This is a genomic window from Stenotrophomonas sp. G106K1, from assembly GCF_037969685.1.
Lineage (GTDB): Bacteria > Pseudomonadota > Gammaproteobacteria > Xanthomonadales > Xanthomonadaceae > Stenotrophomonas > Stenotrophomonas lactitubi.
Genome location: NZ_JBBPFR010000004.1, coordinates 40980 through 62229, shown reverse-complemented (window position 1 = coordinate 62229; position 21250 = coordinate 40980). Strand labels below are relative to the sequence as shown.

Here is a 21250-nt window from a genome sequence, read left to right as displayed (position 1 = left end):
AACACATTAGGGTAGGCGGCAGCCCGCGAACACATCCAGGCCCGGCTCGTAAACCCCGCTGCTGATATCGAACAACCCCAGCAGGGAGTGGAAGAGATTGTCGTGGCTGTAGGATCTGGTGCCCGCAGCATGGCGCAGGCAGGCAACCTCAAGTCGTGCATGGGTCGCGAGGGCGGGAGAGAGCCACATCACCAGCGGCACCTGGGTCTGCTCCCGTGGTGCGATGAAGTAGGGCGTCCCGTGCAGATACATGCCGTGCTCGCCAAGCGACTCGCCATGGTCGGAAACATAGATCAGGGCGACATCACGCTGGTCCGCGTAGGTCTGCAGCAGGTCGATGGCCTTGCCCAGCAGGCGGTCGGTATAGACCAGCGTATTGTCGTAGGTGTTGACCAGCGCTTCATTGCTGCACTTCTGTATCTGGTTGCTGTCGCAGGTGGGGCTGAATGTCCTGGCATCGGCCGGATAGCGTTCAAAGTACGTGGGCCCATGGCTGCCCAGCTGATGCAGCACGATCAGTCCATCTCCCGGCATCGCCTCGATGCGCGCGCCCAGCTGGTGCAGCAGGATTTCGTCATGGCAGGTACCATCCCGGTTGACACACAATCCCGGCACTTTCAGTGGAGGCATGTCATCGGTGGGCACGCGCTCGCACACGCCCTTGCATCCGCCATTGTTGTTGTCGCGCCAAAGCACGCTGACGCCAGTCCGCTGCAGGATGTCGAGCACGTTCTCTTCCGATGCTGCAGCCACACCATCGTACTGCGACCGCGTCATCTGCGAGAACATGCAGGGCAGCGACACCGCCGTTGCGGTACCGCAGGAGGAAACATCGCGGAAGCTGATGACGTTGTCTTTGCGTGACAGGTACGGATTGGTCGGGCGCGGGTAGCCGTTGAGCTGGAAGTTCTGTGATCGTGCCGTTTCGCCAGCCACCACGACCACCAGGCGGGGCCGTTTTCCGGCGATGCGGGTGGCATCCTCGCCGACAGCCCGCAATGGCTGCGCCTTGGCGCTGTAGCTGCTCCTGAGATAGCCATGGGTGTGGCGGACCACATTCAGCGGCAGCACCTGTTCACGGAGGTAGCGATTGTTGCGCAGCAGCGACGAGTACTCCTTGTAGAACGCAAACGTCACCGCCGCCAGCACCATCAACGTCGCCAGCACATTTCCCAGCCATACCAGCGCCGCCCGCAAGGGGCGACCGCCGTTTCCACTACGCATGACCAGCAGGACGCACGAGGGCAGGGCGCCCAGCAACAGCACTGTCAGCAGCAGCGGCACCGAGAGATAGGACGCCATCTCGGCCTGGTTGGTCTCCAGTGCGTTCTGCACCATGTCGCGGTCGATCAGCACGCCGTAATGAAGCATGAAATAGCTGCACGCGGCACTGACGAGAACCAGAAGCGCAAGTACCGGCTTGCGTACATAGGGAAGGATGCCGATCGGCGTGAACAGCAGATTGAACAGGCAGAACAGCAGCACCGGCAGGCTGAAGAAGAACAGGGTGCTGCGCAGGTCATGGATTTCCATGACAGACCATAGTGTTTTCCAGAGGGCGATGTTTCCCAGCGTGGCGAAGAACAACGCGGTGCACCACACAAGCACGATCGGATGATGAGGGGAAGGTCTGAAGCATGGACGCACGTGCACAATCCGTTGTACGAGAAGTGCGCGCAGTATCTGGATGCGTTTATCAGGAAGTTGTCAGCTTTCGTGCTCAGCCCAGCAGAACCACGGCCCATACCGTAGCGACCATCAACAGCGCCGTGGTCTGGGCCGCACTGCCCATGTCCTTCGCATTCTTGGAAAGCGGGTGATGTTCCAACGAGATGCGGTCGACCACCGCTTCGATGGCCGAGTTGAGCAGTTCCACCATCAGGCTGATGAAGCAGACCATCAGCATCAGGGCGCGCTCACTTCGGCTGACATCCAGCAGGAATGCCGCGACCACCAGTGCGCCATGCAACAACAGCAGCTGGCGGAAGGCCGCCTCTCCCCGGAAGGTGGCGATGAAGCCATCGCGCGAATGGATCAGGGTATGGAAGATGCGACGCAGGCCGGTCTTTCCGTGCGGGTACTTGCCGTTGCCTTGTGGATGCCCTGGCTGCATTTCGGTCCTGCCTTCACGTGGAGATCCGGCAAGGATGTGCAGGCCTGTGTCAGGAAGCTGTCAGGTGCCGGGCGCGGCTGGGAGCATCTGCAGGGTGAATCGGCAGCCTTGCGCCGATGTCTCGACTGTCATCTGCCACCCCATGTGCTCGACTGCACGCTGCACGATGGACAGGCCCAGGCCTTCACCGCTCTGCCGGGCACTGGGCATGAATCGCTTGAACTGCTGCGCATCGATGCTGGGCGGCAGCCCCGGGCCGGTGTCGGCGATCCGCAGCGTGTTGCCCCGCAGCTCGAGCCGCACTGCGCCTTCTTCCGTGTACTGGCAGGCGTTGCGCAGCAGGTTCCAGATCACACTCCGCGCCAGCTCTGCATTGGTCAGCAACTGCTGGTCCTGCGGTGCATCCAGAATCAAGCGCACCGGCTTTCCCGAAAGCCACGGCGCACATCGCTCCATGCAATCCTCGATCAGCGCCCGCAGAGGAACGAGGCTGCGCGGCACCGTCCTGGGGTCACGCGAAAGCAGCAGCAGGCAGGTCAACTGCCGCTGCATCTCCTGGGTGGTGCGCATGATGCGATCGGCGCTGGCCACCAGGTGGCTGTCGGCGGGAAGCTGGTGCACCAGCGTCTCGGCCGCGCCACCGATGATCGCCAAGGGCGTGCGCAGCTCATGACTGGCATCGCCCGCAAAGCACTGTTCGCGTTGCAGGAACTGCTCAAGCTCGTCGCTGTGCTGGGCGAAGGCACGCGCCAGCACGCCTATCTCATCGCGCGCATCCTGGTAGGGGAAGGGCTTGTGCTTGTTCTGCACCGCATCGGCCAGACGGGTGATGGGCGCGATGACATGGGCCGCGGTTCGGCGACCGATCCAGAACGCGCAGAGCACGCAGGTGAAGATGACCAGCGCCGCAAAGGCGTTGATCAGATGCTCCAGGTAGGCATAGTGCTCGCCATCCTGCAGCAGGTAATAACGCTGTCCGTTGCTTTGGAAAACCCGCAGATGCCATTCGTTCGGGCCTTCTTCACCGTGGTAGCCTGGCCCGTACCTGCGCAGCACCTGGGGAGCCGAGCGCGCGTCATACAGCTGGCTGCCCTTCGTCAGTTCCGGTTGGTCGCCACTGGCCAGCGCCGCCTGCAGCCGATGGACCTCGCGGTCCTGGGTCGTCGAAACGACGGAGGCTCTTACCTGGTCATAGTCCACCAGTTCGACCAGCACAATGAAGCCCATGGCACCGGCCATCAGCAGCACGAACGACACCGTGATGCGCGTTCTCAGTGTCATGCTTCGATAGAGCGACCTCAGCGTGCGGGTAGTCATCGGCAGGGCTACTCCGCAGGTGCCAGTGCCGGCCGGTCCAGCCGCCAGCCAACGCTGTGCACCGTGGCAATGAGTGCAGGGTTGAACGGCCTGTCCACCTGCAGGCGCAGCTCATGGATGTGCGTGCGCAGTGCACCGCTCTCCGGCGGCTCGTCGCCCCAGATCAGGTATTCCATCTCCTGCTTGCGCACCACCGCGGGGGCAGCCCGCACCAGGCACATCAGCAGCTTGTGCGTTGTGGGGGTCAGATTGAGAGTGTGGCCCTGGCGCCACGCCTGCGGCGAGCGGGTGTCGACGCGCAGATCGCCCCAGTCCAACACACTCTGGACCTGCCGGCCTTGGGCGCGGCGGACCAGCGCCTTGATGCGCGCGTCCAGCTCCTTCAGGGAGAAGGGCTTGACCAGGTAATCATCCGCACCCAACGCGAGCCCCTGCACGCGGTCCTCCACCGGATCACGGGCGGTCAGCATCAGGATCGGCACCGGGTTCTGGAACTCCTGACGGAGCGTCTGGCACAGCGCCATGCCATCAAGGCGGGGCAGCATCAGGTCGAGCAGAATGGCGTCGTAATCGTTCTGCGTTGCCCTGCGCAGGCCGGTAGCACCATCCCGTGCATCGTCAAGCACGTAGCCCAGTGGCTCGAAGAAGGCGTAGAGATTTGCAACCAGCTCGGGGTTGTCTTCAATGATGAGCAGACGTGTCATGGGCTATGCGCATCCGTGCATGATCAATGGACGTTGAACGACCTCCGCTAGTTTGCCACGTGCAAGGGCGCGCTGCGGGCCATTGCCGGACAAGGCGGCAGGTGCCTGTGATAGCGTGCCGGGATGAAGATCCTTGCCATATCCGGTAGTGCCCGCCGGCTGTCTACCAACACCGCATTGCTGAGGGCGCTGGAAGAAATCGCGCCACCGGATATCGCACTGAGTACCTACGCCGACCTCGGCGGACTGCCCGTTTTCTCTCCCGATCTTGAAGATCTGCCCTTGCCTGACAGTGTTGTGCACTTCAAGCGCTGCATTGAAGCCAGCGATGGCATTCTGATTTCAAGCCCTGAGTACGCACGAGGCATTCCGGGCGGCCTGAAGAACGCCATCGATTGGCTCGTATCGGGCGACCTTGTGATTGCAAAGCCCATCGCGTTGGTGCACGCATCCCATCGCGGCGAAGACATGCTCGCGTCCCTGCGGCTTGTGCTGTCGACCATCAGCTCCCGCTTCAACGAAGAACTGTTCCTGCGCTTCCCCTTCATGAAGATGGAGCCGGAGGCCATTGCCGATGCCGTAAGGCAGCCGGTCAATCGCGGACCGGCGGAGGCCTTTCTTCAGGAATTTGCCCGCTACTGCCAGCGACCAGAGGGCGATTGAACATGATCGTTGACGCAGTCTGCTGACAAGGGCTTGCGGTGTCAGCGGTTCACCGGCGCTTGCAGATGGGAATACCCCGCAGCCTCCACGAACTGCGGCAATGTCCACAGCTGGCCGTTGGGCCCCCACGTGCCATCGGTGACATCGCTCACCATGATCGAAGCGGCCAGCCGCTGGGTATCCGGCAAGGCCAGCGATTCCAGAATGGCCTGGTGCACAACCGCCGCGTAACGGGATCGGTGCTGTTCGTCGAGTACGCCGGCGGGTGCGAGGACGTGGACCAGGCACGGAATGAAGTGGAGGAAGTCGGCATTGCCGCCACAGCGCCAGAAGCCGGCCGGCACCTCCTCGGCAATCACCCAGCACAGGCTGCGTTGGCGAGGATCAGGCCCCAGGCCGCTGCATTGCGTTGCAGCGGTATTCACCGCGGCGATCATCCGCTCGCGCTGAAGAGCGGTCAGTGCGTCGGCGGGTGTCTTGATGAGGATGGTGGGCATGGATAGCGCTCGTGGGTGAGGGGGCGCCCATTCAACCGCGCTACGGCGCGGGTCTGAAGTGGCCGATTTGCCAACAATCGCGCAGAATCAGCCAATGCATGATTTCGTCCTGGTGGTGCCGCGCGCACCCTTTGCCTCCAGCGTCACCCTCACCCTTGATCTTCTGACCACCGCGGCCAAGCTGGCGTGCCGGGTCGGGGTTGCACCGCCGCGTTGGCGGGTCTGCGCGGTGACGCCAGGAAGCATTCCGCTTGGCAACGGCATGCAACTGCAGGTGGACAAGTTGCCTGCGCGCTCCTCTGCGCACGAATGCTGGATCCTGCCGGGCCTGGACATCGACGATGCCTGCCAGCTCGACGCTCGCCTGCGCCAGCCGGACATTCCGCCTTTGGTCGCTGCGCTGCGTCGCCATGCCAGAGCGGGCGGCACGATTGCAGCCTCCTGTTCGTCCGTTTTTCTGCTCAACGCAGCCGGATTGCTGGAGGGCCGCTGCGTGACCACAACGTGGTGGTTGGCCTCTGCGCTGCGGCGCGTGGCGCCCACTACCCGTGTGGAACCCGATCGCATGGTGCATGCCGATGGCCCGCTGATCACCGCCGGCGCCGCGATGGCGCACATGGACCTGGTGCTTTACGTGCTGCGCCAGCGCTTCGGCGAGCAACTCACTGCCGTGCTGGGCCAGGCGCTGCTGGTCGAACAGCGTCGCCGCCAATCGCTGTATATGTCGCCGGCGATGATGGTGCCCGGAAACAACCTGATAGCGCTGCTGACCAGCCACATTGCAGAGACACTCCCGGAAACAGTCACGGTGGGAACGCTTGCAGCGCGGGCCAACATGTCCACACGCACCCTCAACCGCCAAGTGAACAAGGTGCTCGGCTACGGGCCGCAGCAGTTGATCCAGTCGGTGCGCTTGAACCGGGCGCGGATGCTGCTGGAAAGCGGCGGGCTTTCGGTGGAAGAGGTGACCGCGCAGGTGGGATTTGGCGATTCTGCGACGCTCAGGCGACTGCTGCGCAGGCGATTGGGCCTGAGCCCCACCCAGGTACGAGGCTAGCAGCGCACGCAAGGCACGGCGCCGTTACCGGAAGAAACCTGTTGCAGGGACGAAGTGACACCGTCTGCCCCCACCGGACGCACGCTACATGAGCAACTGCACGCCCAGCGCAGCAGCGACGCACCACAGCACGACCCATGCCGCCGACATCCGCGCAACCATCAACAGGGCGAAGCCAACGGCAGCGATCGCAAGGTCGACCGGCGTACCCACGCCTTCTGTCCACACCGGGTCATGGAAGGCGGCAGCCAGCAGCCCGACGACGGCCGCGCCGGCCCCGGCCACCGCCCTGGCAGCCCACGGTCGGCGCACCAACCGGTTCCACATCGGTAGTACCGACAGCAGCAGTAGGAAGCCGGGCAGGAAGATGGCCAGCAGCGCAATCGCTGCAGTTGCCACCACCGGCAGGCCCGACGATGTCTCTGCGCCAAGGAACGCAGCAAGCGAGAACATCGGGCCAGGCATCGCCTGGGCGGCACCGTATCCGGCAAGGAATGTGTCCGCACTTACCCAGCCGCTGTCGACCACCGCATGCTGCAGGAGCGGCAGCACGACGTGGCCTCCGCCGAAGACCAGAGCCCCGGCCTGATAGAACGCGCCCGCAATGCCGGATGCCGTTGCTGCCGAAGAGGAGGGCAGCATGACCGATGTCACCAGCCCCGCCAGAAAGAGCGCCAGGCAGACGGTGGCGCCACGAACGCCGTACCGGACCGGAAACACCGCAGCAACGGGTGTCATTGCGCACCTGCACAGGCCCACGCCGAGCACGCATCCCAGTCCCACTGCAATCAGCGACCCCCACGCGTTGCCTGCCAGTACCGATACCGCCAGCGCGACGCAGGCGATCAACGCATGCCGCATATCGGGTACCAGTTGCCGGGCCATCCCCACCAACCCGTGGGCGACCACCGCCACGGCCACCAGCTTCAAACCGTGGATGACGGCCGGGTATGCGCCGTGGTTCAGTCGCGAAGCGGCTACAGCCAAGCCAAGCATCAGCACCGCGGAGGGGAGAGTGAACCCGGCGAATGCCGCCAATGCACCCCGCCAGCCGCTGCGGAACAGGCCAATGGCCAACCCCATCTGGCTGCTGGCCGGGCCCGGCAGAAACTGGCAGACCGTCAGCAACTGGGCGAACCGGACATCATCCAGCCAGCGCCGGCGCTGCACGAACTCGCGATGAAAATAGCCCAGATGGGCGATGGGGCCGCCGAAGGATGTCAGCCCCAGTCTGAGGAAGACAGAAAACACCTCCGTGGCGCTACCGCGGGCCTCCAGCGCGGCAGCGGCATCATGTTCGGGCAGGGGCGGCGATCCGGGCACGGGCCGAGGATACACAGTCTGTCTGTATCTGATTGCAGCACCACACCGGGCAGATGGGCGCGGCGGGCGGACGTCCGAACGGGCCTGGTGGCGCGCATGGATCCGTTCACGGGTACTGCTCTATATTCCGTGCCACAAGGCCGCATACCGTGGCTGGACCGGGAGCATCCCCATGAAAACCGGACATTTGCTTGGCATTGCCCTGGGCGCGGCAGTGGCCCTGGTTGCTGCCCCTGCCTGGGCCGATCCGCCGCACCATGCACGTGGCAACGGACCGCCGCCCCATGCAGGCGGCCCCCACAACCGCGACACCCCCCCGCCGGGCTGGCAGAAAAAGGCATGGCGCCGCGGTGACCGCTTGCCCTGGGCTGAGGTTGACAGGCGCTACTGGGTGGACGACTACGCGCATTACCGTCTGCGCGACCCCGGCCGCGGTCAGCGGTGGGTGCGGCAGTCGGATACGGAATATCTGCTGGTCGAGATCGCCACCGGCGTGATCATCGACGCCCTGCGTCGCTAGGGATTCCGGCATGGGCCCCGGGCGGCGCGCAGCCGCCGCGGGGGTAATGCAGGCACGGCCGCCGGTGGCATCGCGCGCTTACCCCGGCAACTCGCACTTCATCTTGCCATCCACGTAATACGGCTTGGGTACGTTCGGGTTGTCGCTGGTCTTCTCAAAGACCACTTCGAACGATGCCGTGTCGGGCGAGCCCTTGCGGTCGGTGCACGCGTCGTGGAGCTTCTTCTTGGCGGCGGCAATGCCGGCCTCGCGGTTGGCACCGTCGGCGCTGTTGGTCAGGTTTACGGTTTCAGCCAGGGCCAGTGGGCTGAAGGCAGACAGGCAGCCGGCGATCATCAGGGTATGCAGCTTGGTCAACGGGTGCACCTCGCGGAAGTTCAATGAGGCGTTCAGCATAATGCGGGAGCGTTAACAGCACGTGCCCGGTTGCGGCAGTTGGCTTGGCTGACGTTGTTTGGTACAAGCCAAGCTATCGAAGGTCAGAGAATGGGCGCGAGCCATGTCCGAACCCTATTCGGCCCTGCTCAGGCTGCGGCTGCCACGCGAGCGTCTTGCACGCTGGTTGGCCGCGCCGGTGCCTGCGGCATCGAGGTGGAAGGACTGGCGATCGATCGCCGGCCGGTGGCGCCTGCCCGGCGGCATCGATCTGGCTGCGTCCAGTGATGTGGAGTTGGGTGAATTCCTCGCCGATTGCAATGCAATGCTGGCCCGGTATGAGGACAATCACGCAGCGTTGGCCGCCATCCTGGAATCCGCGCAGGCGGAGAACATCAAGCTTGCGGCCTACGATCAGGCAGGGGCGTACTTCGTTGCAGGGTCACTGACGTATTCCGAGAACCTCCTTGACCTGGTCGTGTTTCTGGCCATGGCGCGCGGCGCCGCCGATTTCCTTGAGCCTGGCGAGCACGGCGAGGCACTGGTGCACGACTACCTGTGGGCCGAGGACGGCGAGCGGGAGACGGTTGCTGCGGTCCACCTCGCCGGCAAGGGCGATTCCGGCTTCATGACGCCTGCGCAGTCTGGCGAGACCGCTGCAACTTTCGATGCAATGGTCGAGCTCATGCTGGAGGGAGCGGACGACCCGCAGTTCACTCCACGCAATCAGTTGGACCGTATCCAGGAGCGCGGCCATGCTGCCCAGGAGAACTAGATGACAGACACGGGCATCCGCAGGGATCCGGTCGGCAGGAGAGCGCGCTGCGTGCCCGCCGCCCTTGTGCTCTGCCTCTGCCTGCTGGCGGAGTCCGCGCTGGCCGAGTCGGCACCGGCTGCGCGCACCTGGTTCGTGAGCGGAGCGGAGCTGGCCAGGCTCCTGCAGGGCAAGGGCGAAGGCGGATTCTGCAGCAGTGATCAGTGCCGGGACCTGTCGAGTGCCCGCGCGAGCGCCTATATCCAGGGTGTTGCGGACGCAGGCCGAGGGCAGTGGTGCGGCCAGGGGCAGATCCTTCCCCATGAACTGGCCGACCGGGTGGCTTCGCACATCCGGCAGCTGCCTGCCGAACGACTGCAGCAGGATGCCGCATCTCTGGTCATCGAAGCACTTCAGACCGCGCTTCCCTGCCAACACGCGGCGTCCAGCAGCGACCGCGCCCACGCCGCGCAGAGAGCGCGATGAGCGCGTGCTGCCGCTGCAGGTCGCCGGGCCGGAACGAAGAGAGGGCTGCCGCATGCGCGTGATGGAGACAGCGTTGTCTGCCGATGTGCTGGCCCTGCTGGAGGCCAGCGGCCTGCCAACAGAGGATCTGCGTGCAGGCAGGCCAATCACCCTTCTGGCAGCGACGTTGGATGGAGAGCTGCTCGGCTGTGTGGGCTACGAATCGAGCCGGGATGTGGTGCTCCTGCGTTCGCTGGCTATCCGGCCGATGTCGCAGGGCAGGGGTCTGGGGCGGCACCTGGTTGTGGAACTGGAGCGGCATGCCAGAGCGGCGGGCGGCAGGACGGTGTTCCTTCTCACGACCACAGCAGCGCCGTTCTTCGGGCAGCTTGGCTATGAGCGCGTCGCGCGCGATGCAGCGCCTGGATTCATTGCGGCGTCGACGCAGTTCAGTGGACTGTGCCCAGGCTCAGCCCAGCTGATGATGCGGCGGCTGTAGGGCAACCGGGCCCGGGGCGGTGCTTCAGCCGCCGCGCCCATCGGCGTCAGCGGATTGCCGCGTCGCAATCGGCGATGCCCGCAGTGCAGAGGGCCGCTGCGGTGTCGATACCGAAGCGCGCGTGATCAACCGGTGCGCGAGTACGTGATTGACCGTCGCGCGTCCCGGCGAGGCGGAGTGACGGATTGCCCGCAACAGGATGTCCATCGCGTTGTCGGCCATCTCCGCTACCGGCTGATGGATCGTGGTCAGCTCCGGCCACACCATCGTCGAAGCGGATGTGTCATCGAACCCGACCACCGAAAGATCGCCCGGTACCTGCAGGCCGCGACGATGCGCCACGGAAACGACCGCCGATGCCATGTCATCGTTGCTGGCGAAGATCGCGCTGGGTGGCGGCTGCAGCGTCAGCAGCTGCTCGGCAGCCTCCAGTCCAGACCGGTAGGTGAAGTAGCCCGGTTGGACGAGCGCGTCGTCGTAGACGATACCAGCTTCGGCCAGGGCATCCCGGTAGCCCTGCCAGCGATGCGCACTGGCCGTCTGGTTCGGATCGCCCTTGATGTAACCGATGCGGGTATGCCCATGGGAGACCAGATGCGCCACCATGTCATGGCTGGCCTGGCGGTCGTCGATGCGCACGCAGGAAATCCTGTCGCTGAAGCGGCTGGACGCGATCGAGACCGCGGGAATGCCGGCATTGACGAATACATCGACGATGTCCTTTGACTCACACAGGGGCGGCGGAAGAATCACCCCTGCCACGGTGGTGGAAAGTTGCCGTGCCGCCTCGCGACGTGCCTGGGCGCCCAGTTCATCCCATGCAGCGATCACCAGCTGCGCCGCCGACCGCGTGGACCCGCGCAGTGCGCCGACCAGCAGTTCGCGCAGGTAGCTGGAGCTGGGATTGGTGTAGATCAAGGCGATGCACGTGCGCTGCGCGGCAGCCAGTGCGGATGCGGCGAGGTTGGGCCGGTAGTCCAGTGCGTGCACGCTGCGCAGGACGCGTTCGCGGTTGCCCTCGCGTACCCCGGCGTGGCCGTTGATGACGCGCGACACCGTCATGGCGGAAACGCCTGCATGCGCAGCGACGTCATCGATGGTGATGGCGCTCGCTTTCCGGCGGACCGCTTTGTGGCCGTTCTTCAAGTGTCGATTCCCTTTGCTGCGCTGCATGATGACAAGCGCGATTGCGGGTGAGTAGTCTGCGCCCTGACGCGATGGTAGCGCTACCACTGGACCGGTGTAAGGCCAGCGGATGCCCCCCCCTTTACCGCGCGGCTGTTCCGGCAGGTCTGAAAGCGAGTGTGAGTCGCAGTGGGTGCAAAGCGCACTGCGATGTTCGGTGTGGAAGACGGGCATCGCCCGTGCGTGCCCCCAGGAGGGGCGGTACATCCATTCGATCGTATGTCAGAGGGGAGAGTCATGAGCGCTTTTTCGTTCCGTCGTACCCCAGGCCGGAGGGCTCGTCGATGAGCCGGACGCTGGCGAAGTTCACCTCCAGGGCCATGTTCACCTTTGTCGGTGGGGTCCTGGTCATCAATCCCGCATTCGCACAGGAGACGTCACCCGCCGCGCCTGTCGCCCAGCAGCAGAACCCGCCCAGTCCGAAACAGCTGGATACCGTGCAGGTCACCGGCATCCGCAACAGCCTCAGCCAGGCCATGGATATCAAGCGCGACTCGGCCGGCGTGGTGGATGTGATCAGTGCGGAGGACATCGGCAAGTTCCCCGACACCAACCTGGCAGAGTCCCTGCAGCGCATCACCGGCATCTCGATCGAACGACGTGATGGTGAAGGTGCACAGGTGACGGCGCGTGGCTTCGGCCCTCAGTTCAACATGGTGACCCTCAATGGGCGCCAGATGCCCGGCGCCGATGCATTCGGTGCGTCCGGGCAGGTCGCCATCGGTGGGGTCGACGGCGGTACCCGCGCCTTCAACTTCGCCCAGCTGGCTGCCGAAGCCATCAACGGCATCGAGGTCTACAAGACCAGCCAGGCCAATGTCCCCAGCGGTGGCATCGGTGCCACCATCAACATCCTTACCTCGCGGCCGTTCGACCATGAGGGCATCGTCGCCAGTGCCGGCGCGAAAGCTGTCTCCGACCGCAGCCAGCCATTCGGTGACGACCTGACACCGGAGCTGTCCGGCATCTTCAGCTACACCAATCCGGAAAAGACCTTCGGCGTGGGCGTGAGCGCCAGCTACCAGAAGCGCAAGGGCGGCTCGGTGCAGGCCACCGAGAACTACTGGAATGTGCAGCCGTGGACCGGCACCATGCCGGGCAACCCGAGGGTAGTCAATGCACCGGCGGTGGGCGCGCTGTACGCCCGGCCCAATGACCTGCGCTATGCGTTCTCCGAGTTCGAACGTGAGCGCATCAACGGCCAGGCGGTGCTGCAGTTCGCGCCGACCGATGCGGTGACCCTGACCCTGGACTACACCTATTCGACCAACGAGATCACCGAGAATCGTGGCGAGCAGGGTATGTGGCTGCAGAACAGCAACTACACCGACGTCGAATTCGACACCAGCGGCGCGGTAGCGACCCCGATCTACATCCGCGAGATCGCCGGCACCAAGGACTTCGGCCTTGAGCAGCAGCGCAGCATGCAGAAGTACAAGCTGGGGTCGCTGGGCTTCAATGCGGCATGGAACGTGACCGACCGCTTCAAGCTGACCTTCGATGCGCACAATTCGAAGAACGAAAGCCGCCCGAACGATCCGCTTACTGGCGGTGGCTCCATTTTCATGAGCATTGCCGGCACCAACAACTGCACCACCGGCCCGCATTGCGGCGGCTCATGGGTGCAGGAGCTGAACTTCAACAACGGCCTGCCGATCGGCACCCAGGTCTGGTTCCCGTCCACCGCCGATGCAGCCGCCAATACCAACGGCGTGGTCAACCCGGGATTCGTGCCGGGCGAAATCGGCAGCCAGGTGCTGCGCATCAACTCGCAGACCCAGATCAGCGAGATCAAGCAGGGCCGCGTGGATGGCGAGTGGATCTTTGACAGCGGCCGCTTCCAGTTCGGTGTGGACAGCAGCAAGTCCACCACCCATCGCATCCAGGCCGAAGAGGCCTATTCGACACTGGGTGACTGGGGCGTGGCCAACGTCAATCGTGACACGGCTGGCGGGCTGATGGACCTGATGCAGCCGGTCAACATCGTCGGTCTGTTTGATGATTACAGTGCCAGCAGCTGGACCGCATGGCGCGGCGACGCCGGCCGCCTCGCGCAGTGGGCGGCAAACGAGTATGGCGTGGGCCTGGGCGTGAGCCCCAAGCGCGCCGCCGACAACCTGGTGGAAGAGAAGACGAAGTCGGCCTACTTCCAGGTTGAGCTGGATGGCGAGCTGGGCGGCATGCGTACCAATACCCGACTGGGTGTGCGCTATGAAACGACCGACGTTGTCTCCACCTCGAACATCGCCATCCCGGAAGCCATCGAGTGGCAGTCCAACAACGACTTCCGTGTGGTGTTGTCCGACGAGCAACAGCCGTTCACCGAAAAGAGCAACTACAGCTACATCCTGCCCAACCTCGATTTCAGCATCGATCTTCGCGAGGACCTGAAGGGACGTGTCTCGTTCGGCAAGAGCATCGCGCGCGCGCCGATCGGCAACCTGTATGCCGGCCCGACTGCCCAGCAGCCGTTCGGCTCGGTCCTGATCGACCCGTCCTCGCGGGCCAGCGGCACTGCACAGAACCCGCAGCTGAAACCGTTGGAATCGGACAACCTGGACCTGGCACTGGAGTGGTACTTCGCCGACGCGAGCTACCTGTCGCTGACCTACTGGAACAAATCGGTCGACAACTTCGTCGGCAACACCATTGTCCAGGAAAGCCTGTACGGCCTGCGCGATCCTACCTCCGGTCCGGACGCGCAGGCGGCCCTGGCGTTCCTCAACAGCGGCGCCTGCGTCACCCAGGTGGGCGCTGCCAACGCGGCGGCGTGCTCGGCCAATGACACCTCGCTGTTCACCGCCCTGGCCCTGCTGCGCAACAATCCGGCCGGGCTGGGCGCCTACAACGGCACCGACGCCCAGGTGCTGGCCACCGAGGCAGCCTACGATCTCTACGGCACGGCTGCCGATCCGCTCTACCAGTTCAACGTCAACCGTCCCATCAACCAGAACAAGGCCAAGCTGCACGGCTGGGAGCTGGGTGGTCAGTACTTCTTCGGCGATACCGGCTTTGGCATTCTGGCCAACTACACCCTGGTCGATGGTGATGTGGGCTTCAACAATGCAGGCGATCCGGGCATCGACCAGTTCTCGCTCACCGGCCTGAGCGACACCGCCAATGCCGTACTGATGTATGAGAAATACGGCTGGTCGGTACGCCTCGCCTGGAACTGGCGCGACCAGTACCTGATCCTGGCCAACCAGGGTGCCAGCCGCAATCCGTACTATGTGGAGGCCTATGAGCAGTGGGATCTCAGCGTGAACTACACCCTGGATGATCACTGGTCGTTCGGCCTGGAGGCGATCAACCTGACCGGTGAGGATGTCCGCTGGCGCTCGCGCACCTCGCAGATGATCGTCAAGCTGGCCGACCAGAGCCCGCGGTATATGCTCGGCGTGCGCTACAAGTTCTGAACCGTAGGGGGTGCAGCTGCCACGGCAGCTGCACCGGTTGAAGGCATCTGACCGAACGGGACACGTCCATGCCGCGTTACGAAATGCTCAACAACGTTTCCCACCGCGATCTTCGCGTTGCCACCGGCTTCGGGCCGGAGTTCGGCGATGCGGTCGGCATGGTGCCAGCGTACCCGAGTGAATTTGCAGAATTGCAGCGGGAGTACCCGATCTTCCTGCGCAGGGACGCCGACACCGGTGGCTGGCAGTCGGTGGCTCTGCTGGGCTTCGAGCAGCACGAGAACCTGTTCCTGCAGGGCGACCGCTGGAATGCGGCGTACCTGCCCGGTGCGGCGGCCAAGGGGCCATTCCTGATCGGCTTCCAGGAGAACCACGTTGATGGCGCGCTCACCCGGGAGGCCGTGCTGCATGTGGATCTGGACCATCCGCGCGTGACCGCGATGCAGGGGGAGCCGATGTTCCTGCCGCAAGGCGGGAACTCGCCTTATCTCGAACACGTCGCCGGCGTGCTGCGCGGCATTCACGATGGCCATGCATTTGCCGCGGAGATGTTCGCCGCCCTCGATGCGAACGGGCTGATCCAACCGGTCACGCTGGACGTGCGGATCGACCCGGAGCATCGGGTCGGCGTCAACGGCCTGCACGCGATCGACCGTGATCGGCTGGCGCAGCTGGACGGTGCCGCGCTGGTCGCGCTCAACCGCGCCGGTTATCTGGAAGGCGCCTTTCTGATGCTGGCGTCACTGCACAACATGCGCCGCCTGATCGCCGAGAAGCAGCGGCGACTGCGGGCGCAGGATGCCGCCGCCGCGGCAGGCAGGAACTGACCGGTGCTGGACGGCCTCCCGATGCGTACCCTGGAAGGGCTCGATCCCACGGCGCTGCCGCTGCAGTCGCTGGTGGCTGCCGGCGAACCGGTGGTGCTGCGCGGCATCGCGAGCGGGTGGGGACTGGTGCAGTCCGGTGCACGTTCCCTGCAGGAGGCGATGGCCTACCTGCGTGGCTTCGACGCAGGCATGCCGGTTCCCTATACCTTCGGCGGCCCCGAGATCGAAGGGCGCCCGTTCTACAACGCCGACTTCACCCGCTTGAACTTCGAGGTCCGGCGTGGCGTGCTGACGGAGGTGCTGGACGCAATTGGCGACCATCTCGATTCGCCGAACCCGCCCACCTACTACGTCGCTTCGCTGCTGATCGCACGGGCGCTGCCCGGGTTCGCGCAGCACAACGATGCCAGCCTGGCCGGGCAGGGCATCGATGCCTCGGCCAGCATCTGGATCGGCAACCGGGTGACGGCCTCCTGCCATTACGACATTCCCGACAACCTGGCGTGCTGTGCGGTGGGCCGGCGCCGCTTCACCCTGTTTGCGCCGGAGCAGATCGACAACCTCTACCCGGGGCCGATGGAGCCGACCCCGGGCGGACAGGTGGTCAGCACGGTGGATTTCGAACGCCCGGACGTCGACCGCCATCCGCGCTTCCGTGATGCACTGGCAACGGCGCGGACCGCGACACTTGAACCCGGTGATGCCATCTTCATCCCGGGCCTGTGGTGGCACCACGTGCGCAGCCTGGAACCGTTCAACGTGCTGGTCAACTACTGGTGGCGCAGCGCGCCTGCCTTCCTGGGCTCGCCCGTGCCGGCGCTGCAGCATGCGATGTGGGCCCTGCGTGATCTACCGGCACGCGAGAAACAGGCCTGGGCAAGGATCTTCGAGTACTACGTGTTTGGTCCCGGCGAGCGGGCAGGGCAACACCTGCCCGAAGCCGCCCGGGGGGAGCTGGCACCGTTCGACGAGACGCAGGCGCGGCGCATGCGCGCCCAGCTGCTGGGTCGACTCAACCGCTGATGGGAGCATCGCATTGAACGCTGCGGACACTACACAAGGGCGGATCCGGAGAGTGGTGATCGCCGGTGGCGGCACTGCCGGCTGGTTGGCCGGCTGCGCGCTGGCGCACCAGTTCCGCCAGCAGCTGGACATCACCCTGGTAGAGTCCGAGCAGATCGGTACCGTGGGTGTGGGCGAATCCACCGTGCCGCCCATCCGCACGTTCCACCGCTTCCTGCAGATCGATGAGCAGGAGTTCCTGCGTGCGGTCGCCGGCACGTTCAAGCTGTCGATCTCGTTCGAGAACTGGCGTCGCCCGGGTGAGCGTTTCATCCATCCCTTCGGCACGATCGGGCAGGGTACGTGGGCCACGCCGTTCCATCATTTCTGGCTGGACAGCCTGCGTCGCGGCATGCCTTCGGAACTGGGCGACTTCTGCCTGGAAAGCGCCGCTTCCCGAGCCGACCGGTTCTCGCTGCAGACCCAGCCCCAGGTCAACTACGCGTACCATTTCGACGCCGGGCTCTACGCCCGATTCCTGCGCGGCAAGGCCGAAGCCAATGGGCTGCGGCGGGTGGAAGGCAAGATCCGTGAAGTGCGCCAGCATGCCCATGACGGCTCGGTTGCGTCGCTGCTGCTGGAGGACGGCCAGGTCATCGAAGGCGATCTGTTCATCGACTGCACCGGCTTCCGTGGCCTGTTGACCGAGCAGACCCTGCATACCGGCTATGAAGACTGGAACGAGTGGCTGCCCAGCGATCGTGCCGTTGCCGTGCAGACCGACGCGGCTACGCCACCGGTGCCCTACACCCGTGCCATCGCCCACGAGGCCGGATGGCGCTGGCATATCGCGTTGCAGCACCGGGTCGGCTGCGGCCTGGTGTTCTCCGGCCGCCACATGTCCGATGACGAGGCGCAGGCCAAGCTGCTGCGTGATGTCGACGGACGGCCCCTGCGCGATCCCTGGCTGGTGCCGTTCCGCAGCGGGCGGCGGTTGCAGGCCTGGAACCAGAACGTGGTGGCGCTGGGGCTGGCCAGTGGCTTCATCGAGCCGCTGGAATCGACCAGCATCCACCTGACCATCAGCGCCGTCGTGCGCCTAATCCAGCTGTTCCCGTCCGACGGCATCACCCCTTCGCTGGTGGCGCTGTACAACGACGTCAGCCGCCAGGAGATGGAGCATGTGCGCGATTTCATCATCCTGCACTACCACGCCAACCAGCGCGACGAGCCGATGTGGAAGGCCTGCCGCGAGATGGCGCTGCCTGAAACGCTGCAGGTCCGCCTGCGCGCGTGGCGCGAGCGTGCCCATGCCTGGCAGGACCCCGGCGAGTTGTTCAGGGTCGACTCCTGGACCAGCGTCCTGATGGGCCAGGGCATCCTGCCGGGACCGCCGCATCCGCTTGCGCGTGCGATCGGCGATGCGGACCTGCGCACGCTGTTGCATCGACTCCGCCAGCCGGTGCAGGAAGCGGTGGCGAAGATGCCCTCGCAGGCGGACTTCATCGAACGCTACTGCAAGGCCGCGCCCGGAGCCTGGCAAACGGGGCGGGCCGTGGCGTAGCCGCAGTGTGTGCTGTTGCACAGAATTGGTAGCGCTACCTTTACATCATTACGGGGTGCAGTAGATGGAATTGGTTGCAGGAATCGACGCCGGTACGCAGAGCCTGAAAGTGGTCGTCTACGATCCTGATGCGCGCAGCCTCGTTGCCAGCGCCAGCGCGCCACTGGAACTGACCAGCGCCACCGATGGCAGCCGGGAACAGCGCCCAGACGATTGGGTCGCCGCGCTGCAGGGCTGCTTTGCCGCGATCGATCCGGCGCTGCGCTCGCGCATTGCCGCGCTTGCGGTCTCCGGGCAGCAGCATGGCTTCGTACCGGTCGATGCGGCAGGGAAGGTCCTGGCACCGGCCAAGCTGTGGTGCGACACCAGCACCGCGGCCGAATGCGTGCAGATCATGGACGCGGTTGGCGGTGCCGCACGCACCATCGAACTGGCCGGCAACCCGGTGCTTGCCGGTTACACCGCCTCCAAGTTGCCGTGGACGAAGACGCACCGGCCCGACGCCTACGCCCGGCTGGCCACCATCCTGTTGCCGCACGACTATCTCAATTTCGTGTTGACCGGCCAACGCTTCTGCGAGTACGGCGACGCGTCCGGCACCGGCTGGCTGAACGTGCGCACCCGCACCTGGTCGGACGAGCTGCTGCACGCGACCGATCCGCAGCGAGATCTTGCCGGCTGCCTGCCGCGCATCGCTGCACCCGATGAGGTGTTCGACATTGCGCCTGAAGCCGCCGTGGCATTGGGACTTCCACCCACGGTGAAGGTGGCCGTCGGCGGTGGCGACAACATGATGGCGGCCATCGGCACCGGCTGCGTCGTGCCTGGTCGCCTGGTGATGAGCCTGGGCACGTCAGGCACGTTGTTTGCGTTCTCGGACACCCCCGTGGTCGATCCCGACGGAGCATGGGCCGCGTTCTGCTCGTCCACCGGCGGCTGGTTGCCACTGATCTGCACGATGAACTGCACCGTGGTGACCGGACAGGTCGCCGATGCCTTCGGTTTCAGCAGCCGCGATGGCGACGGCCACCTGCACGCCACGCCGCCCGGCGCCGACGGGCTGGTGATGCTGCCGTTCCTCAACGGCGAACGCACGCCGGACCTGCCGCAGGGCAAAGGGGTACTGGCGGGCCTGGATACGACCAACATGACGCCGGCGCACATCTACCGTGCGGCGATGGAAGGGGCCACCTACGCCCTGAAGTATGGCTACGACGCCTTTGTCCGCGCAGGCATGCAGTTCGACCGCATCGTGCTGACCGGTGGCGGCAGCAACAGCGGACAGTGGCGGCAGCTGGTGGCCGATGTGTTCGGCTTGCCGGTGGACGTACCGACCCAGTCCGAAGGCGCGGCGTTCGGTGCGGCATTGCAGGCGCTGTGGGCCGTCGGTCACGCACGCGGTGACGCCGCCTCGATCGCCGCGATCACCGACCGGCACGTTGCGCTCGACCCGCTGCGGTCGGCGCACCCGGTCCCGTCACGCAGCGAAGCCTACGCCGCCGCCTATACCCGGTTCCTGCGACATCTCGACGCCATCACGCCGCTTTACCGCGGCTGATTCCTCTTTCCGCGACACCTCGCACAACGACAGGAAGACGCACCATGAGCACGCAACCCTTCATCGGCGCCAAGGAATACTTCCCCGGCATCGGCCGCATTCCCTTCGAAGGACGGGGCTCGGACAACCCGCTCGCCTTCAAGGTCTACGACGCCGACAAGGTCATAGGTGGCAAGACCATGCAGGAGCATCTTCGCTTCGCGGTCTGCTACTGGCACACCTTCTGCAACGCCGGGCATGATCCGTTCGGCCCGGGTACCCGCCACTTCCCCTGGGAGGCCGGCTCGCCGATGGCCACCGCCGAGGCCAAGGTGGACGCAGCGTTCGAGTTCTTCACCAAGCTGGGTGTTCCGTACTGGTGCTTCCACGATATCGACCTGGCACCGGACGCCGACGACGTCACGCAGTACGAAAAGAACCTGAAGCACATGGTGGGCCTTGCCAAGGCGCGCCAGGATGCAACCGGCATGAAACTGCTGTGGGGAACGGCCAACCTGTTCTCGCACCCGCGCTACATGAACGGTGCGTCCACCAACCCGGACTTTGCGGTGGTGGCGCGTGCCGCCGTACAGGTGAAGGCCGCGCTTGAGGCCACCGTTGAACTGGGCGGCGAGCATTACGTGTTCTGGGGCGGCCGCGAAGGCTATGCCGCGCTGGCCAATACCCAGATGAAGCGCGAAGTCGACCACCTGGCGCGGTTCCTGACCATGGCGCGCGACCATGGCCGCAGCATCGGCCTGAAGGGCAACTTCCTGATCGAGCCCAAGCCGATGGAGCCGATGAAGCACCAGTACGACTTCGACAGCGCCACCGTGGTGGGGTTCCTGAAGGAGCATGGCCTGGACAAGGACTTCAAGCTCAACATCGAGGCGAACCACGCGACGCTGTCCGGCCACACCTTCGAACACGATCTGCAGGTCGCCTCGGACCACGGCCTGCTCGGCAGCATCGATGCCAACCGCGGCAACGCGCAGAACGGCTGGGATACCGACCAGTTCCCCACCGACCTGTACGACACCGTGGGCGCGATGCTGGTGGTGCTGCGCCAGGGCGGCCTGGAAGGCGGCCTGAACTTCGACGCCAAGGTGCGCCGTGAATCGACCGACCTGGAAGATCTGTTCATTGCCCACGTCGGTGGCATGGATGCCTTCGCCCGCGGACTGGAAGTGGCCCATGCGCTGCTGAACGACTCGCCGCTGGAGCAGTGGCGCAAGGAGCGTTACGCCAGCTTCGACAGTGGTGCCGGCAAGGACTTCGCGCGCGGCGCGCTCAGTCTCGCAGAGCTGGCGGCGCTGGGTGCCAAGGGCGGCGAGCCCAGGCAGATCAGCGGCAAGCAGGAGCGCTACGAGAACCTGATCAACCAGTACCTGCTGCGTTGAGCCAATGGCTCGCATCGATGACACCGAACCGG

The 21250-nt window shown here is 65.0% G+C and carries 20 protein-coding genes; 12 read left to right on the top strand and 8 right to left on the bottom strand.

From position 1 onward, the window contains the following. Positions 1-6: 6 nt before the first annotated feature. The 4 genes from WKB25_RS05575 to WKB25_RS05560 all read right to left on the bottom strand — a co-directional run bounded on the left by WKB25_RS05575 (position 7) and on the right by WKB25_RS05560 (position 4134). A complete protein-coding gene (locus tag WKB25_RS05575) occupies positions 7-1602 on the bottom strand; it encodes a phosphoethanolamine--lipid A transferase (RefSeq protein ID WP_340569483.1) in 1596 nt (531 codons plus the stop codon). Between the two features lie 118 nt (positions 1603-1720). Continuing rightward, complete coding sequence (locus tag WKB25_RS05570; protein ID WP_340569211.1) at positions 1721-2113, bottom strand: diacylglycerol kinase; 393 nt, start codon at positions 2111-2113, stop codon at positions 1721-1723. 60 nt (positions 2114-2173) lie between these two features. Further along, the gene (locus WKB25_RS05565; RefSeq protein WP_340569210.1) at positions 2174-3394 is read right to left on the bottom strand and encodes a HAMP domain-containing sensor histidine kinase; all 1221 of its coding nucleotides are present in this window, start codon (positions 3392-3394) and stop codon (positions 2174-2176) included. A 44-nt stretch (positions 3395-3438) separates the two neighbouring features. Further along, the gene (locus tag WKB25_RS05560) at positions 3439-4134 is read right to left on the bottom strand and encodes a response regulator transcription factor (RefSeq protein WP_340569208.1); all 696 of its coding nucleotides are present in this window, start codon (positions 4132-4134) and stop codon (positions 3439-3441) included. Positions 4135-4257: 123 nt separating this feature from the next. On the opposite strand from WKB25_RS05560, the gene WKB25_RS05555 reads away from it, so the two are divergent. Then, complete coding sequence (locus tag WKB25_RS05555; RefSeq protein ID WP_340569206.1) at positions 4258-4797, top strand: NADPH-dependent FMN reductase; 540 nt, start codon at positions 4258-4260, stop codon at positions 4795-4797. Between the two features lie 41 nt (positions 4798-4838). Here WKB25_RS05555 and WKB25_RS05550 read toward each other — a convergent pair whose 3' ends face one another. Next, a complete protein-coding gene (locus WKB25_RS05550; protein ID WP_340569204.1) occupies positions 4839-5294 on the bottom strand; it encodes a hypothetical protein in 456 nt (151 codons plus the stop codon). 94 nt (positions 5295-5388) lie between these two features. Here WKB25_RS05550 and WKB25_RS05545 point away from each other — a divergent pair, with 94 nt between their 5' ends. Continuing rightward, complete coding sequence (locus WKB25_RS05545) at positions 5389-6351, top strand: helix-turn-helix domain-containing protein (RefSeq protein WP_340569202.1); 963 nt, start codon at positions 5389-5391, stop codon at positions 6349-6351. An 84-nt stretch (positions 6352-6435) separates the two neighbouring features. On the opposite strand, the gene chrA is transcribed toward WKB25_RS05545, so the two are convergent. After that, on the bottom strand, positions 6436-7674 hold the full coding sequence (gene chrA / locus WKB25_RS05540) for a chromate efflux transporter (RefSeq protein ID WP_340569201.1): 1239 nt from the start codon (positions 7672-7674) through the stop codon (positions 6436-6438). Between the two features lie 172 nt (positions 7675-7846). Between chrA and WKB25_RS05535 the strand changes: the two genes are divergently transcribed. Further along, a complete protein-coding gene (locus tag WKB25_RS05535; RefSeq protein WP_340569200.1) occupies positions 7847-8194 on the top strand; it encodes an RcnB family protein in 348 nt (115 codons plus the stop codon). Between the two features lie 78 nt (positions 8195-8272). Here WKB25_RS05535 and WKB25_RS05530 read toward each other — a convergent pair whose 3' ends face one another. Next, positions 8273-8551, bottom strand: coding sequence for a hypothetical protein (locus WKB25_RS05530; protein WP_340569199.1), 279 nt, complete (start codon positions 8549-8551; stop codon positions 8273-8275). Positions 8552-8693: 142 nt separating this feature from the next. Between WKB25_RS05530 and WKB25_RS05525 the strand changes: the two genes are divergently transcribed. Genes WKB25_RS05525 through arsN2 form a run of 3 tightly spaced genes read left to right on the top strand, consistent with a single transcriptional unit; the run spans position 8694 to position 10287 of the window. Further along, positions 8694-9344 carry a hypothetical protein gene (locus tag WKB25_RS05525; RefSeq protein WP_340569197.1) on the top strand — a complete coding sequence of 217 codons (651 nt, stop codon included), beginning with the start codon at positions 8694-8696 and terminating at the stop codon, positions 9342-9344. Further along, complete coding sequence (locus tag WKB25_RS05520) at positions 9345-9809, top strand: Rap1a/Tai family immunity protein (protein ID WP_340569195.1); 465 nt, start codon at positions 9345-9347, stop codon at positions 9807-9809. Between the two features lie 4 nt (positions 9810-9813). Beyond that, positions 9814-10287, top strand: coding sequence for an arsenic resistance N-acetyltransferase ArsN2 (arsN2, locus tag WKB25_RS05515; protein WP_340569194.1), 474 nt, complete (start codon positions 9814-9816; stop codon positions 10285-10287). A 24-nt stretch (positions 10288-10311) separates the two neighbouring features. Here the strand turns inward: arsN2 and WKB25_RS05510 are convergent, their stop codons facing one another. Next, entirely contained in the window at positions 10312-11349 is a 1038-nt protein-coding gene (locus tag WKB25_RS05510; RefSeq protein ID WP_340569192.1) for a LacI family DNA-binding transcriptional regulator, read from the bottom strand. Between the two features lie 407 nt (positions 11350-11756). Between WKB25_RS05510 and WKB25_RS05505 the strand changes: the two genes are divergently transcribed. From WKB25_RS05505 to xylA, 6 genes are all read left to right on the top strand, one after another. Then, positions 11757-14888 carry a TonB-dependent receptor gene (locus tag WKB25_RS05505; protein WP_340569190.1) on the top strand — a complete coding sequence of 1044 codons (3132 nt, stop codon included), beginning with the start codon at positions 11757-11759 and terminating at the stop codon, positions 14886-14888. 68 nt (positions 14889-14956) lie between these two features. Continuing rightward, entirely contained in the window at positions 14957-15715 is a 759-nt protein-coding gene (locus tag WKB25_RS05500) for a SapC family protein (RefSeq protein ID WP_340569189.1), read from the top strand. Between the two features lie 3 nt (positions 15716-15718). Continuing rightward, positions 15719-16738, top strand: a complete 1020-nt coding sequence (locus tag WKB25_RS05495) for a cupin-like domain-containing protein (RefSeq protein ID WP_340569188.1) — start codon at positions 15719-15721, stop codon at positions 16736-16738. Positions 16739-16751: 13 nt separating this feature from the next. Beyond that, positions 16752-18281, top strand: a complete 1530-nt coding sequence (locus WKB25_RS05490; RefSeq protein ID WP_340569187.1) for a tryptophan halogenase family protein — start codon at positions 16752-16754, stop codon at positions 18279-18281. A 64-nt stretch (positions 18282-18345) separates the two neighbouring features. Then, entirely contained in the window at positions 18346-19839 is a 1494-nt protein-coding gene (gene xylB / locus WKB25_RS05485; protein ID WP_340569185.1) for a xylulokinase, read from the top strand. 44 nt (positions 19840-19883) lie between these two features. Beyond that, entirely contained in the window at positions 19884-21218 is a 1335-nt protein-coding gene (xylA, locus tag WKB25_RS05480) for a xylose isomerase (RefSeq protein WP_340569183.1), read from the top strand. Positions 21219-21250 lie beyond the last annotated feature (32 nt).

What these genes read in the sequence shown, in the direction of transcription:
- WKB25_RS05510 (WP_340569192.1), bottom strand. Translation starts at nt 11,349, where the DNA reads ATGACGGTGTCGCGCGTCATCAACGGCCACGCCGGGGTACGCGAGGGC.
- WKB25_RS05570 (WP_340569211.1), bottom strand. Translation starts at nt 2,113, where the DNA reads ATGCAGCCAGGGCATCCACAAGGCAACGGCAAGTACCCGCACGGAAAG.
- WKB25_RS05520 (WP_340569195.1), top strand. Translation starts at nt 9,345, where the DNA reads ATGACAGACACGGGCATCCGCAGGGATCCGGTCGGCAGGAGAGCGCGC.
- WKB25_RS05505 (WP_340569190.1), top strand. Translation starts at nt 11,757, where the DNA reads ATGAGCCGGACGCTGGCGAAGTTCACCTCCAGGGCCATGTTCACCTTT.
- WKB25_RS05565 (WP_340569210.1), bottom strand. Translation starts at nt 3,394, where the DNA reads ATGACACTGAGAACGCGCATCACGGTGTCGTTCGTGCTGCTGATGGCC.
- WKB25_RS05500 (WP_340569189.1), top strand. Translation starts at nt 14,957, where the DNA reads ATGCCGCGTTACGAAATGCTCAACAACGTTTCCCACCGCGATCTTCGC.
- WKB25_RS05550 (WP_340569204.1), bottom strand. Translation starts at nt 5,294, where the DNA reads ATGCCCACCATCCTCATCAAGACACCCGCCGACGCACTGACCGCTCTT.
- WKB25_RS05535 (WP_340569200.1), top strand. Translation starts at nt 7,847, where the DNA reads ATGAAAACCGGACATTTGCTTGGCATTGCCCTGGGCGCGGCAGTGGCC.
- WKB25_RS05525 (WP_340569197.1), top strand. Translation starts at nt 8,694, where the DNA reads ATGTCCGAACCCTATTCGGCCCTGCTCAGGCTGCGGCTGCCACGCGAG.
- xylB (WP_340569185.1), top strand. Translation starts at nt 18,346, where the DNA reads ATGGAATTGGTTGCAGGAATCGACGCCGGTACGCAGAGCCTGAAAGTG.
- WKB25_RS05545 (WP_340569202.1), top strand. Translation starts at nt 5,389, where the DNA reads ATGCATGATTTCGTCCTGGTGGTGCCGCGCGCACCCTTTGCCTCCAGC.
- WKB25_RS05555 (WP_340569206.1), top strand. Translation starts at nt 4,258, where the DNA reads ATGAAGATCCTTGCCATATCCGGTAGTGCCCGCCGGCTGTCTACCAAC.
- xylA (WP_340569183.1), top strand. Translation starts at nt 19,884, where the DNA reads ATGAGCACGCAACCCTTCATCGGCGCCAAGGAATACTTCCCCGGCATC.
- WKB25_RS05560 (WP_340569208.1), bottom strand. Translation starts at nt 4,134, where the DNA reads ATGACACGTCTGCTCATCATTGAAGACAACCCCGAGCTGGTTGCAAAT.